This window comes from Pseudomonas asplenii (assembly GCF_900105475.1).
Lineage (GTDB): Bacteria > Pseudomonadota > Gammaproteobacteria > Pseudomonadales > Pseudomonadaceae > Aquipseudomonas > Aquipseudomonas asplenii.
This window is the reverse complement of the sequence record NZ_LT629777.1, coordinates 4869449-4883092: the sequence shown is the minus strand read 5'-3', so window position 1 is coordinate 4883092 and position 13644 is coordinate 4869449. Positions and strand designations below refer to the sequence as shown.

Annotated in this window: 11 protein-coding genes; 6 read left to right on the top strand and 5 right to left on the bottom strand. The window is 55.4% G+C overall.

The window, feature by feature from the left end:
• The first annotated feature begins 28 nt into the window (after window positions 1–28).
• Window positions 29–1111 carry a hypothetical protein gene (locus tag BLU37_RS21560; RefSeq protein ID WP_232000369.1) on the top strand — a complete coding sequence of 361 codons (1083 nt, stop codon included), beginning with the start codon at window positions 29–31 and terminating at the stop codon, window positions 1109–1111.
• A gap of 329 nt (window positions 1112–1440) precedes the next feature.
• On the top strand, window positions 1441–1659 hold the full coding sequence (locus BLU37_RS21555) for an antitoxin Xre/MbcA/ParS toxin-binding domain-containing protein (RefSeq protein WP_090208703.1): 219 nt from the start codon (window positions 1441–1443) through the stop codon (window positions 1657–1659).
• A gap of 167 nt (window positions 1660–1826) precedes the next feature.
• On the opposite strand, the gene BLU37_RS21550 is transcribed toward BLU37_RS21555, so the two are convergent.
• Together BLU37_RS21550 and BLU37_RS21545 are read right to left on the bottom strand one after the other, a co-directional pair.
• On the bottom strand, window positions 1827–2228 hold the full coding sequence (locus tag BLU37_RS21550) for a helix-turn-helix domain-containing protein (RefSeq protein WP_090208700.1): 402 nt from the start codon (window positions 2226–2228) through the stop codon (window positions 1827–1829).
• Window positions 2229–2450: 222 nt separating this feature from the next.
• Window positions 2451–6929 carry a sacsin N-terminal ATP-binding-like domain-containing protein gene (locus BLU37_RS21545; protein ID WP_090208697.1) on the bottom strand — a complete coding sequence of 1493 codons (4479 nt, stop codon included), beginning with the start codon at window positions 6927–6929 and terminating at the stop codon, window positions 2451–2453.
• Window positions 6930–7111: 182 nt separating this feature from the next.
• Between BLU37_RS21545 and BLU37_RS21540 the strand changes: the two genes are divergently transcribed.
• Window positions 7112–7585, top strand: coding sequence for a hypothetical protein (locus BLU37_RS21540; RefSeq protein ID WP_090208694.1), 474 nt, complete (start codon window positions 7112–7114; stop codon window positions 7583–7585).
• Window positions 7586–7762: 177 nt separating this feature from the next.
• Here BLU37_RS21540 and BLU37_RS21535 read toward each other — a convergent pair whose 3' ends face one another.
• Window positions 7763–8191: a hypothetical protein gene (locus BLU37_RS21535; RefSeq protein WP_090208692.1), complete on the bottom strand. Its 429-nt coding sequence runs from the start codon at window positions 8189–8191 to the stop codon at window positions 7763–7765.
• A gap of 301 nt (window positions 8192–8492) precedes the next feature.
• Between BLU37_RS21535 and BLU37_RS21530 the strand changes: the two genes are divergently transcribed.
• Both BLU37_RS21530 and BLU37_RS21525 read left to right on the top strand, forming a co-directional pair.
• Window positions 8493–9122, top strand: coding sequence for a hypothetical protein (locus BLU37_RS21530; protein ID WP_157696399.1), 630 nt, complete (start codon window positions 8493–8495; stop codon window positions 9120–9122).
• Entirely contained in the window at window positions 9113–10081 is a 969-nt protein-coding gene (locus BLU37_RS21525) for a hypothetical protein (RefSeq protein ID WP_090208686.1), read from the top strand. The genes BLU37_RS21530 and BLU37_RS21525 overlap by 10 nt, the downstream gene beginning before the upstream one ends.
• 229 nt (window positions 10082–10310) lie before the next feature.
• Here BLU37_RS21525 and BLU37_RS21520 read toward each other — a convergent pair whose 3' ends face one another.
• Window positions 10311–11705 carry a hypothetical protein gene (locus BLU37_RS21520; RefSeq protein WP_090208683.1) on the bottom strand — a complete coding sequence of 465 codons (1395 nt, stop codon included), beginning with the start codon at window positions 11703–11705 and terminating at the stop codon, window positions 10311–10313.
• 775 nt (window positions 11706–12480) lie between these two features.
• On the opposite strand from BLU37_RS21520, the gene BLU37_RS21515 reads away from it, so the two are divergent.
• Window positions 12481–12765: a hypothetical protein gene (locus BLU37_RS21515; RefSeq protein ID WP_090208680.1), complete on the top strand. Its 285-nt coding sequence runs from the start codon at window positions 12481–12483 to the stop codon at window positions 12763–12765.
• A 65-nt stretch (window positions 12766–12830) separates the two neighbouring features.
• Here BLU37_RS21515 and BLU37_RS21510 read toward each other — a convergent pair whose 3' ends face one another.
• Window positions 12831–13574, bottom strand: coding sequence for a hypothetical protein (locus tag BLU37_RS21510; protein ID WP_090208677.1), 744 nt, complete (start codon window positions 13572–13574; stop codon window positions 12831–12833).
• Between the last annotated feature and the right edge of the window lie 70 nt (window positions 13575–13644).

The window sequence follows — 13644 nt, the reverse complement described above, 5'->3', positions numbered from 1 at the left end:
GGCTACCGAGGAGCTTCGGATCGCAGACATGCGCCTCATCCCTTACGAGCGCGGTCGACTCCCTGGCGAACTGCTGGGCATCCCTCAAGCAGCATTCCACGGCGTTCTAGGTAACTATGGCGACCGGGGAATTGGCTCTCACCCCGCTCAGCCAATCAATCAAGCGACACTCATCATCTGGGACGAGGACACGCCGGGCCTGGAGGCATCCGATGCCCAAATCCAGGAGCGATTGGTTCAGGGTTCCTACCTTGCATTCTCAGCCTTAGCTAAGCGAAAGTTTTGCTCTACGTCTGAATACTACAACGCAGACACCCTGCAGGTCGTGGCGCAGCGGTTTGATGTCGGCACGCCTACTTACTCCTGCATGACCACGCGCCGGCGTGACGGCAATACGCAAAACATGCTGGCGGGGAGCGGCGGGCTCAAGTTCGTTCGGCCTTACCATGTCGACAACCGCACTCGCATCTCACTCGATGCGCCACTACTGGAAGCTTTGCTAAAACTCCCTGACGGAGACCTGAAGGAGCGCATCGACGAAGCAATCGTCTCTTACCTCAGGGCCAACACTGATGCTTCATCCATGGATGAGCGATCAGAGCTGATCCTGATGAGGCTCGCCATCGACACGCTGCTGGCCGTCCCGCATGACAAGGCAGCCTTTCGCAGGGCCATCAACGAACACTTCGACGAGCTACCGAACCCGCCCACTTGGTACAACGGCAATTTGGACGAGCGCTGGTGGTGCACTCACTGGGACAGCAACGTAAGCCGCCCGCTCGACGCCTGGGTACACGATTTCAGTGCCGCTCGTAACGCTGCCGCCCATGGCCCTGGTACCGGTCAGAAGGGAAGCATCTGGCCACGCTATAACCACCTTATTTTCTCTGCATGGTTGCTGCCCCTGATCGTCAAGAAGCTGCTCGCCGAAGCAGGGCTTTATGAGCTCAGCGCCGAAGACAAGGTCGCCCGGGCAGGATTTGAGGTCTTTCTGACCCACGATCTGCTGGCGCTTAGCGACGAGCATGAGAACACGGTTTGGTGGCAGATTGCCGAGTCCGAGCTTTTGCTGCCTCTCTTTGCTGAGCAATTGCACCGAGCATGCGAATGACGAAACCATGGTGTTGTGGAATTGAGTCAACGCGTGCTGATACGCAGGGGATGCGTGGAGGCAATCCGAGAGAGAAGTGAAGATATAGCTTGAAACCGCCCTCGACACGGTGTGTAAACCAATTTTTTGATGTGTAAACCACAGCGCTTTACACGTCAAAAAACTGGTTTACACGTTCTATAAGACGCCAGCCTCAGGCCAACGTAACTACCTGCCGGCATCGTAGTAACAGGCACGCCTGAAACTGGCACCAGGCTCGCCGATGAGGGGAGACAGTGAGCGGATAGCGATGGTGTAGGATAGAACTAGACCGCCGCAGGAGCGTACTCATGAGCACTTTGCCCCCCGATCAACAGGCCCGTTATTTGGAAGTGCTCGACGCCGCGAAGCGCTTGTATGGCGGTGATATCGACGCAGCCATGCACTGGATGTCACGTCCGATAAAAGTATTTGGCGGCAAAGCCCCTGCCTGCATGGTCACCAGCAGCGTGGAGACTGAGACCGCTGTCGAGTATGCCAGGCGTTTGGAGCATGGATTCGTTGCCTGATCGACCTCGGTTGAAATATTCAAGCATCCATCTAGCCAATGGGCCGGGCCGACCACCACTGTATCGCACGCTCCGATGCTCACGCTGAAGCCTGAGCTTGTCGACAACCGGGGACACCTTTTCTCGATTGGTCTTGGACTTTGACCCCGAAGCAATCTCAGCACTAGCTACTCGGCGAAGCACAGCTCAGCTTGAGGGGAAGGGCGAGCAACCTCCAGCCGCCGGGACTGAGCGGCCTTTTGCACATTGATACTTGGGAGTGAAGAGACCCCCAGTTGTTTGAGGGCGCCATGGGCCTCAAGGTCTGCCACGTCAGCCTTGAGTCGCTGCACCAGGCTATCAATCGGCTGTCCGCTCTCCACACTCAATGTCAGAGTAAAAAGTGTCAGAGGGCTCAGCCCCAGCGTGTCACTGATGGCAGTTAGTTTGTCGACGGTAGGGCTTGATAGCCCCTGTTCCAATTTCGACATGTAGCCACGGCTGCTGGCCTCGGCCATTTGCTTGTGCGTTAGGCCTCGGCTGATCCGCAAAGTTTTCAGTACGTTGGCAAAGCCTGTTTTGAGCGACATGTGAACACCTGACCAGGGTGAGCCGAGCAGGACTCCCACACGCCTGCAGCTGCGGAAAGACCCTACGTAGAGCATCTGAGCGTATCACAGACGCCCTAGCACCAGCTTGGCTGGAGGAACGGGCTTACTCGGCATTCTTGGAGCTGCAGAGAATCAGCTCGCAAGCATTCCGGTGCGGCCGGATGCCCGAGCTGATTGAACAGATCAGCTAACTTAGCTTGGTTAGTCCATCGTTTCCCTAAGCACCAAGGCAGCTCCTTTAGCCAGTCCACCTATGGATACTTGACCCTTGGGCGTCCAGGGAAGGTTTTTGGTAGGATTGATATAAATACGCAGCTCAGTCTCGAATCCCTCCTCCAACCCAGATACGATCACTAGGTAGAAATTGGCTTTGCTTGCTTCTGCGCGACGGAACTCGGTTTCAGTCAGAGTGATCTCTGAAGGAGCTGCGCGGGCGAACGACTTCATCTCGATGAAGGTGCTCTGATCCAGAGCCCCGTCAGCGCCGATTCCTCTGTAGGACTGTAAATCCACAAGCACAGCATCATCCCGCTGCATCGAAGCTTCCAAATAAGCCCAAGCCTTGGTCTGCAATTCTGCTGATGAGTACTGTTTGTAAGCGGTTTCTGGAGCCGAGGGTGGAGATGGCCTTTTGGGTGTAGGAGATGGATTCAGCAGCGGGCTGGTTTTGCGCGGCTGCGGCCCTTTGTGTGCGAGATCGCTTCCATCAACGGCTTCGACGGTGAATTGGAATTCGTGAGGCAGGGCCTTGAGCTTACGGGTTTGAATAGGGCGCTCAGCACTGTCCGTAGTAGCCATCGTACCAGCATCCCGCTTGATTACCCGCTTACGATTATTGCCACTCAACCTTTCCTGTTCCGCGATCAACGTATCAAGACTGGTCTCCACAGCATCAGTCGCTAGGCTGATGTCGGGAATGTATTCACTGTCTTCACTGGCAGCCCAGGCAGACACCCAGGCAAGCGCAATCTCACGCATGCACGCTCCATCTCCCAGACCCGCGATCGCGATGCCGCCATGCTCGCTCCTCCCGATGAATTTTTCGTCGTCGAAATGCACCGCGAGGCCGGAATAATCGGAATAGGCGTGAAGCTGAACTGGAATTTGCCGCGCCCCCTTTGGGGCGGCGTTGACGATGAGTTGACCTGGTAGGTGCATCTTGAGTCGGGCGTTGTCGAAACGACTCCAGGGCTCCATCGCCTTGTAGGAGCGTTCATCTTCTCTCGCAAGGTCAGCCTTGAGCATGCGAAGCGCAGCTTGGAAACGAAACTCGAGCACGTCAGGGGTCGCGTTCGTTATCGCAGGGGCGGCTGCAGCGAATGGGAGCCTCTCCAGCCCTGCGGCGTTTACGAATCGAGAAATGGTGTCAGCCGCACAAGGTGGCGTCCACAAGGCGATCCTGTCGGATTTGAGGTTTGAGTAGTGTGAGAAATACAGTGGGCGCTTTGTTGTCCAGGTATCGCCCGATCGTAATGGCAGGAGGCTCAGGCTTCGTCTATCTGCGGCAGTCGCTTTATCCAGCTGCCTGTCCATGTGCCGATAGATGTCGAGCAACAATGCGTCCTGCTTGGGGTCGTAGGCGGTCTTGGCCAAGGATTCCAGCTCTCTGATACAGCTTTTCAAGTCCGGGTGAATGATGCCCAGTGCGTTCCATAACGGAGTGACGCTGCGGTCATACAGAACGAAAGGTTGTCTGCCATGAAAGATGTCTTTGCCGGCAAAAACCGCTCGCATGCTGAACCACTCCTTGCTGTGCCTAGCGGTTGTGACGCACGGGGCAATGAGCCCTTTATGTGAACGCTGAATGCCGAACTTCCCACGCAGACTCCCGGCCTGCATGTCGCCTATCATCGCCTCATGCGCGACGGTGGAGGCGCCCTGTGGGCAATGGCCAGCCAGGGCCTTGTATAACCTCATCAGGCTGACTTCGTCAGATGAAGATGTGTTTCTGGCACGCTCAAGAGCCGCCACCAACTGTGAAACGGGCGGATTGACGCGCATCCCCAGCGCACGCGCAAATTCGCTATTCGCGTCAGCTTCGGTCAAGCCACTGGCAAAATCCGTGTGATGCTCATACATCGCGAGCGTGACCTTCGTCTCAACAATGAGGGTGGTTGGTCTACACGGTGTCCCTGCATAGTTGGGATACCACGCATTATCAATCAATCTCGCGAGCCAAGTAGTGGGCACTGGTGAGCTATCACTCCTTCCGCTTTCTCGGTAGGCAAAGGTTCTGCTGTACGGCTCGAAGGTGATCCAGTTGCTGTCGATACAGCGAAAAAGTGCTATCGCTCTCTCAACGGCCGTGGGGGCGGACGATTGCGCCGACTCACGGGATTTCCGTCCTCTCCGTGATACCGGCTGGATTGGGCTCTGGCGAATGTTACGGATGACGGCATCAAGATCGGGCGAGACGAAATCGCGCGCTAGTCCACCACGCGCCCGGCCCAGGAAGCGGCGAGCTGCACTCTGAGAGGCAAGCACGATGTGTGCGGAGTCCGTGGCGACCTCAACGAGGCGAGGAGAAACCTCGGCGCCAAGCAATGACAGAAATCGCTTCACGCCTCGCTTCCGAGTTGTGGTGACTGACTCGCCTTGGATGCCCCTTTGTTCTGCTCTGCTGATTTTGAACACCTCGGCGTAGCTGGCAGACGCCCACAGCAGCTCAGGAGTGGTGCCCGCCGCCTTCGACCATGTGTCCTGCGAATCAGCGATGGATGCTGGCAGGTACACGCTAGTCGGGGAGGCGAGCACCTTCGTAACGGTTGATCGACCATCCTCGAGTGCAACATGACTGAACGCGTCGATTAGCAGTGCCGCGCCCACCTCCTGGCCCAACTGACTGTTCTTCGTGTCGACGTGCTCAAACAGGTCTCGCAGATCGAGGAGGTCTTGCTTATCGGCTGCAATCGGGTCTTGCGAGAAGCGCCTGGCAAACGCTTCAAGCACGTCCTGGGCGACTACGTCTGCCTTGTAATTCGCGCTCTCTGATAGCCATGCGACGAGGGGCGCATATGGCGTGGAGAGAAGAAGAGGGTGAACCACATTTGTCAGATGATGGCGGGCTGCAAATCCAATCGCGGGTGGCTGCCCTGTTAGCCAGGAGTCGGCCTCGTCTTCGGCCTTGGCTTGTGTACGTTGCCCGCTTGCAAGTGGTACCCATTGAGAATCCAGCAGCAGGTAGTCCTCGTCCAGTTCAAGGCATTTTAAAGCCATGTCCAAAAACCATGACGGAGACTTTTGCTCGAATCGCTCACAGTGTTCGAACACATCCTCGAGTTCCAGCGAGTGTGAAACGGAGAGGGCTTCTAGGACGACCCGCCAACGCCCGTCACTGTCCCGCATCCACTCGGGCAGCATTGGCCATCCGCTCACCGCGAGGTGGTCAGCTTCTGTCAGCATCCCGTCGATCGACTCATCGCAATAAGAAATCTGACTCAGCGCATAGCGGCCATCGATGAGAGTCGGACAAGCTTTGAAGGCCTCTATCACTTTGCTCCATTGTTCATGGAACAATTTGTTGAGCCAGTCCGAACTGCTGTCTGTCTTCGCCCCGACAGGAACGGCTAACCAAGCAAGGGTATTGCGTTGCTGCGCCAGATAAATGGCCAGCTCACCTAGAAACTGGCCGGATGCTTCGGTCAACCACTGATTCCACGCGCCATGAATCATGTCTTCCCGAGAGGTAGAGGGGTCAAACTGTGCGTCGAGAGAGAATGCAGCATTGGTGTGGATCTTGGTGGGTAGCGCCACATGGATCCGTCCTTGAGCACTCCCGTTCACCGGTATCGCCACACCAATGGGTGTGAAATCGCCAGTCGCCTTGGCTGCACGTGCCTTTCCAGCTGGAACCCTCACTTCACAAACGAAGCGCTCCCATAGACCGTCGTCCACCAGGAAGGTTGAGTGGGTGACACGGCTCTGGTGCTTGCCAAGTACTAGGTTGAAGTGGCGATCGGATTGAGTCTGCTGGATCGCCAAATGCTTCAGCGAGATACCCGCATCTAGGTCAAGCAAGGTGATAGCGCGAACGTTATCCAGGAAGATCAGGTCGCTGGGGGCCCAGTCATCGAACCAAGCTTCTAGAGAGTCAAGGTCATAATCTGGATAGAGGTCAACGCTGACCATAGTGTGGTCGGCGTGGGGATCGTAGAAATCCCTGATAGGCTCGGCTTCTTCCACCATGGCCACGTGGTCGTCACGTGAGCCGAAATGGAAGGGCGCGCTATGGACTGTCAGATTATCGCCGAGCTGCGTTAGGGTTTTCAGGCCGATACCGAACCGACCTTTGAGCTCAGCTGATTGCTGCTTGGTGGAGTAGAAGGGGTAGATCATTGGTAGCACGTGAGGCAGTTCCACGGGCAAACCGTTATGGACGATGACCAACTGCTTACTGCCGTGAACAGTCTGTACACCAAATTGCACGGAGGTGGCATTCAGGTCATCAGCATTCTGGATAACCTCACGAAGCCCTTGGTAAGGGTCAGTGTTCAGCCGTTTGGCGCCCTGATTTCCTCCCTTGAGCAGGGTGGTCAGGATCTCGGGCTGCTCACGTTGAAGCTTTACAAACTCGGTGAGTGCAGCATTCGCATACGCTTTGCTGCGCAGCGTCGGCTCCTTGAAAGTGGAGGCCGAGTTAAAGCAGGCTGAAGCGTGTAAGCGTCCGAGTTGCTCGTCCATGATGGACTACTCCATAAAGGCATTTTGAGATCAGCCGATCATAGACTCGCTTCGGTGCCAGTTCCATGGATGGCTAGGGTTCGGAGCGCCGCCTGTATACCAGTTGGGTGGCGGATAAAGCAGATACGTCACGCCTTAGGTGGAGTTACGGGTTCCCGAGCTAAGGTGCACTTCGCAATCTGATGATCGTGCTTATCTGCTGGCGCCGGCTGCAGATCTTGCCCCTCCATACCCGCAACAGCAGTGGTTGCGCAGATCAACGGGCACTCGATAACATTGGCCATTACAGAAAAAAGGACTTTGGAAGCATGTATTCCCCACGTCAGCATTTCGCGCTACTGAGCCCCATCACCGATCGCCAATTGGAAGAGCTTCCTTCTAACCTTGCCAGCCTTTTTAGCAAAGCCGCCTTGGTAGAGGCCGGTTTAATGGCGGAACACGAAGAGCTTGAATTTGAGACCAGCGCTATTGAACGGGATGGCGGCTTATGGGCTTTTTTCACTGTCGCAGTCTCAGGTTGCGCCCCTACTGAGAATTTGCTGACTGCCTTGGTATCTGGTTTCGAGCGCAGTGCTAACAGTGGCTATATGATTGGTAAACCAGGTAGTGGATATGGCTTGCAACCAGGTGGGACACTACTGCCCGAGTGGGAATGACTATATCGGCTTTCGGTGGGCTCGACCGAGCGAGGCTGCGAGCTTAAAGGGAAGCGGTGCATTGCAAGGCAGCCAAACGGCTGAAATTGCTTGCCAGGGTGGCGCTCCTTCACCCTTGGGCCTAATCGTCACGTCCCAAACACTCGGGAGAGTAGGGTGCTCGTGTTGAGTAGAGTGCTACTGCTTCAAAACCTCAGAGATCCAACGCTCCATCTCCGCTTCAAACCCATCCGCGCAAAAGTCCAGGTTTGGCCAGTAGTTTTGGTACACCTCGTAATCGAGCGCGGCTGCGTTCGCGCGGTTCTCGGCATTCAGGGCATTCCAGGCCCGGTACATCCGGTGCTGCCAATCGGTCTCCATGACCAACTGGTACGACGTGTCCCATGACCAACTGTCTTTCATGAGCGTCGTCACGAAGAAATCCGCAGCCGCATTCGCACAGCTGGCGTTGTGGGCAATCATCCTGTCCACGATCGTATAGGAAATGCCAATGGCCTGGAAGATGGATTCCCCTTGACTGTCCAGCTTGTCACCGAGTTGTGGAGAATACGTGGTCTGAGGCTGCTGCGGGATGAAGATGAAAATTTCCGTGGTCGGGGAGGTCATAGGTCTGCCCTTATTGTTGTTTGATTTCATGATGCCCGTGGAGCAACCGTCGCTGCAACGCGTTGCATGGCGTCTGCTCTGCATTCCTCAATCAGTGAGCTCCAGCCTGATTCTCCAGCGGGAAGACACGCGTGGATCTTGTGGCTAAAATCAGTACGCCCGTACTGGCCATAGGCAATCATTGCGTTGATGATCCGCCACTTCAGGAATGCTTACAGGGGGATACATGGAGTCAGTTGTTCCAAGAGACCGGTCGATATCCGATCTCTTATCGCGTGCCGCAACAGCGGATCTGGAAGTCTTGGCCGACCTGATCACCGACAATGGCAAGGGCAGGGTAGCCCTCGACAGCGACGTGAAGGCAACCATCATGACCCGGAAGGTGCAGGGCCGCTTGCAATCTATTTCAGGCCTGCTTGAAAAGGAAATTCGTGCGTTCGGAAGCAACACCATTGCCTCCGCATTTCGAACGGAGAGCATCGACTACCTCGAGCTTGCGACAGATGTCGCCAAAAAGCTGGACGGAAAACCCTCCGCGCAAGATGACATTTTCGCCATTGAGGAAATCATCATCCGCCAGGCCATGGACAAATACATGGGAGACGAAGCGCTCAAGGACTATCTGAGCGGCGGCAATCTCGCTGGCTACATAAATGAAATGGTGAAAACGCTGATGTTGTCTGCCGGTAGCCTGGGCGGTATGGCTGCTACTGGTGGCGGGGCGGGCTTTGCCAGCGCATTAGGAGGCCGGGTGCTCTCAATGGTGGCAGCGCCACTTGCTATCGGAGCCGCAGGACTCGCGATTTACCAGGCTTCGTCGCCGGCGTTCCGGATCACCATTCCTGCCGTGCTGCAAATCGCCAAGCTGCGGCGCGCACGTTACGACCAGGACTTCGAAGCCTACACGGAGAAACTGAAAGCATGTTTGTAAACGTTGACGCGCTTGTACGCTCCTTGCCTGATATCCCAGATGTCCTGGCCAAACTGCATAGCGGAGATTACACGCTTTGGGGTGGCGTAGTCCGACACTCAAAGGGAACCGAGAAGGCTGGCCAGATCGTCGGGCACCTCCTTTTTCCGGGCGACTCAGGGCATGTCCAAGAGAGCCTACAGAGCCTGCAGTCCACCCTATCAAGTGGCCTGGGGTCGCTCCAAACCGGCATGGATCAGGTGCAGCAGAGCTTGAATGTGCTTCAGGGTCTGCAGTCGGCCAATCTCGTAATGAGCGGCCTCAACCTCGCAGTGACAACTGCAGGCTTTGTCATCGTTTGCAAAAAACTCGATAAAATCAGCCAAAAAATAGACGAGCAATCAAAAACGATCGCACATACATGGCAGTTGGTGAGTGAGGGGCACGAACGGAATCTACTCGCTGATGAGGCTCGCTTTCGGGGCCTGCTAGTCACCGCAATGCAGTTCTGCGAGGAAGGTGATGTTCCGCAGCTCAGGCCATTGATTGGATCGTTCAATGAACAGTATCAGTTCACCAGGCTTCTCCTGGAACGGCATTCGCGGAATGCCACCAGTAACGTCGTGCTCTTCGATCAGATTTCATTACTGCAAAACCGATTGGTAAACCTTGGCTTGATGATGTCCCACGTTCAGTTGAAGGCCGGTTCTCACAAGTACGCCCGACAAAGCCTGACGGAGCTTGCCACCGACATCGCCAGCCTCAACGCTTCACGGGTAAACGCTTTGTCCAACGATCGCAGTGTTGCGTCAACGGTCACTCATGAGCAATTCGCGGGTCTGACTCGTTTCCTGCAGGACGGAACACAGATGACGCCGTCTCTGACCTATCAAGCTGATCTCATTGAGCTTGAAGTGAAGCATCCTGGGCTGCTTCAGCATGCGACCGAGGCGCGGGAAATTTTGCTGATAGCCGCGTGAGCTATTAATCCGGTTGCCGTCAACGAAACGCGATGCTCGACGCTGCCATTAATGCCGGGGAGGGCAGTTGCAAGCGGAGCGCGCAGGCCTTTGGCCGTAGGCACGAGGATGGAAGCCCGCAGGGCCAAGACCCCGATTCAGTCGGGGCTTGGTTCACGACAGCCGTGCCGCAGGCCGTGCCCAGCTAGGTGTTCCTGGGTGTGATGTCACCGGTGGTGCATGATCGCCGTCAGAGCGACGGCCCACTTGCATGCTTGCGTAGCCACTGAGACGCCGGCAGATGCTTTCGGATTCCAATATCTGGCCAAATAGATTCATCTTGATGTAGCTCATCAATACGCACTGCGCTCGGCACCCATCCAGCCGCCTTCGCCGACTTCCTCAGCTCGAGGAACGTGATTGATGCACCGGGCTGAAACCGCGCGCAACCACGCCAATCGGCGTTCTCCGCGAGCGGACTTTGCTGCAGACGCATCAAAATGGCGGTCGTGAATCTGCTGAATAGCTCGAACATGGTAGGACTCGCGTAACCACCACTACCATCTATCAAAGGCAGAAGCAGGCTTTGCGGGGAAAGATCCGAATTCTGGCTGTGCCTGAACTTGGCATATCGGCGGAAATAGGCAGCGAACTCAGAAGCCAGCGGATAGCGCAGGCGAGGGTAGTGAGGACTCTCAAACCAGACCGGTGAGGTTTGCCCTGTGCTTGCCTTTGGGGAGCCGGCCTCGTCGGCTTTGAAGCTTGAAAACCGCAATTTAAGGGCCGATGTTGACCCCAGCGCACGCAGTGGAACGTCAGAGTAGATGGCCACGGCCGCGACGAGGAGCCATGGCTGCCACTGATTATCGTTCTGGGCCAATGACGTGGCTGTAGACATCAGATCAGCCAGTTGTGCCGGTGTGAAAGTCGGCCGGGCTATCCCTTGGCGAACCTCGAAATCTCTAGGCTTTAGGGCACCGAACGGATTAATTAGAGTTGTAATTCGCAGGGCGCATAGGTAGTCGAAAAAATCCCTCCCACCGTGCAGGAAGATACTGCGGTGCTGGTCAGTTCCGAGTGCGAAAGTCGACGCGGAATTGTCCGCCAGCTGCTTTCTGACTATCGGACGCCAATTGCCATTAATTGGCTTAACAGCGAATTCCGTCTTGGTCTTCAGCAGGTAACGCGTTCCGCCAGTCCTCGAAATCCATGACATAGGTAGGCGCATGACGAAGTGCATGAACTCCCTAGCATCCGTTTCTCGCCATTCTTGTATCGGCTTGTGCCGAACAGACCAGCTCCAATGCATCATCGTTTCGAGCACTGGACACATGATCTTGTAGTGCCTGGGGGTGAATTCCGGCCGTTGGCACTGCTTGGCCAGAAAGTCGATGCCGAGGCGCCAGGCTTGGAATGCTTCCAGTGCGGGGTCTAGGGTACCGAGCCGTACGCGGACGTCGTTATTGATTGGACGCTCCAGGCCTTGGTGGTCGGTTAGGAGCACAATGGGCGGAAACAACGGATACGGCACGAAGGAATCCGTGGGGTCGGCTGGCTCTGGCGATTCGCACGGCTGGCTCGACGCAGGCTTAGGACGTGGTTTGCGCGCTGGGTTCTTAATCGATGTCCGCGCTGACTTCATCATGGCGCAAAGCTCCTCATCCGTCGGTTGAGCGTCTGTTGAAGGACAGCCCTAATCGTGGCGGTGGCCGTAAACACGCTGCGGCCACTAGGCACGCAACGTGGTCGGGTCACCGGCTGCGGCTGCCTGCAAGCGATCTAATCTGGCAGCCTAGCCTAAGCTGCAGGGACGCCAGCACTCGGCCGTGGAGTGCCTGCGCATGGATGTAAATTGTAGACGCCGAGGGATGCTGGCGAATGCGGAATCACATTTAGGCCGCTGAGGCACAGGGATCAATTGTGGTTAGGCTTGGGGCTGACTTGAGTGCAGGTGCCGATTGTCGAGCAAACCACCGGTATGACAGTAGAAGACTAAACTCTGCCAATCGTCGGCGCAGTTCAGTGAAGCTTCAGTTTCAACCGTAGATCGAGAGCGTTGACTGAACTAGAGGATAGAATTTCGGATGGGATCTCTAGCTGCTGGATTATGGTTTTCAAACCGGGCGTTCAGGGGTGGTGGGGCCGGTGAAGCTGAGGAGGTACTGGAGAGATGGAACGTAACGGGTTGATTCGATGGGTGTATGGTCAATTCAAGCAAAGTCTGGTTTTCGGGGGCTGGTGACATGAACATTTCTGACATAGCACATAATTTAACATAATATACATTATGCGTAGTGTTATATGCTCCGATCAGGCGGGAGCCTTGCAGAATCCAAGACCCCATTCCGACCTCTGGACAACGTGGCTTCCTCTCCGGGACACTCCCTCCAATCGCATAACCTCGCAACCAAGGACGCTTCATGAAATGGATACTCGCTACGCTTATGCTGTTCGCCTGCTGCCCAGGATCCGCGCAATCCATCACGCAGCCTGTTGTCGCTCAAGTTCAGAAAACTGCTGACTCGATGCTCTGCGCAACCTACAAAGGTGAACACTCGGCATTTGGCAAAGCCATGAACAAACAATGCCGTGATCGTGCACGTGCCGAGTTCGATAGCCTGCCAGACGAAAAGTCACTCAAGGACTGCATCAAGCCTGGCAATGTGATCAACGATGACGTCAGAAAATGCATGAAAGGCCTTTGACGTGCCCAACGTTTGAGTCGATCGTCAACTGCTCATGCCAGATAGGCGTCCTATGAAATAACTCATCACGCCGTGATAAACGATACCAATTCCTTGCGTAAATTAGCCTGCGTCAAAATCGGTTGCAGGGTATGCAGAGTTAAAGCTTTATCGAACCCATGCTCAGGAGTGTCACGAACGATCGCAACAGCCCGGCGGTACTCGTCGCCCACAAGATGCGGTCCATTATTCCTTTGGTAGTCAGGATGCAACTTGGGTGCCTGCGCTACTGAATAGGCAAAAAGCCCTCCCCATATTTCATAAAGTGCGTTGAACGGTGGTCGATTCATGTCAAAGGGTTTGTAACCGGTCATGATCAGATACTGCTCCGCGCGTGGAATCTGGCCCATTGCATCAAGGTCTTTCTGGAGCTGGCCCGCATCCCAGGATAATGTCTGCCCGGAAAACGCAACGGCCATACCCTCAGAAAACCAGGTTGGTAACGCATAAATGTGGTTCTTGCGAAGTACCTGATGCTGGAAGATATGCACCAGTTCGTGATGGATCAGGCGTTTTGCTGCCTTGACCTGATAAGATTTCTCTTCATCTTGGGCGTTCAGGTCCAGCGTTGGCGATAGGCAAAGCTCCAGTTGATCTAGCCGCGCTTCCCCCCCATAGCCTTCCTTGACGACCGTTTTCGGTATCTGCCATTCGATAGCGCATCCCGAAAACTGTTTGATACAGAGCGCGAAGGCCCGCTCAAACTCTTCCTCGATCCACGTTTTGATGCTCGGAGTGAAGTCCCCCTCGAACTGGATATTGCTGGCCATCAACTAACCTTTCCTGTGTTTACACGTATATCAATCTAGATGGGGGCTTTCTACTGTAGAACAAGGACAC

Bases quoted from the DNA above. Each gene is read 5' to 3' on its own strand.
- BLU37_RS21520 (WP_090208683.1), bottom strand. From the start codon at position 11,705: ATGATGAAGTCAGCGCGGACATCGATTAAGAACCCAGCGCGCAAACCA.
- BLU37_RS21560 (WP_232000369.1), top strand. From the start codon at position 29: ATGCGCCTCATCCCTTACGAGCGCGGTCGACTCCCTGGCGAACTGCTG.
- BLU37_RS21545 (WP_090208697.1), bottom strand. From the start codon at position 6,929: ATGGACGAGCAACTCGGACGCTTACACGCTTCAGCCTGCTTTAACTCG.
- BLU37_RS21525 (WP_090208686.1), top strand. From the start codon at position 9,113: ATGTTTGTAAACGTTGACGCGCTTGTACGCTCCTTGCCTGATATCCCA.
- BLU37_RS21540 (WP_090208694.1), top strand. From the start codon at position 7,112: ATGATCGTGCTTATCTGCTGGCGCCGGCTGCAGATCTTGCCCCTCCAT.
- BLU37_RS21555 (WP_090208703.1), top strand. From the start codon at position 1,441: ATGAGCACTTTGCCCCCCGATCAACAGGCCCGTTATTTGGAAGTGCTC.
- BLU37_RS21510 (WP_090208677.1), bottom strand. From the start codon at position 13,574: ATGGCCAGCAATATCCAGTTCGAGGGGGACTTCACTCCGAGCATCAAA.
- BLU37_RS21535 (WP_090208692.1), bottom strand. From the start codon at position 8,191: ATGACCTCCCCGACCACGGAAATTTTCATCTTCATCCCGCAGCAGCCT.
- BLU37_RS21515 (WP_090208680.1), top strand. From the start codon at position 12,481: ATGAAATGGATACTCGCTACGCTTATGCTGTTCGCCTGCTGCCCAGGA.
- BLU37_RS21550 (WP_090208700.1), bottom strand. From the start codon at position 2,228: ATGTCGCTCAAAACAGGCTTTGCCAACGTACTGAAAACTTTGCGGATC.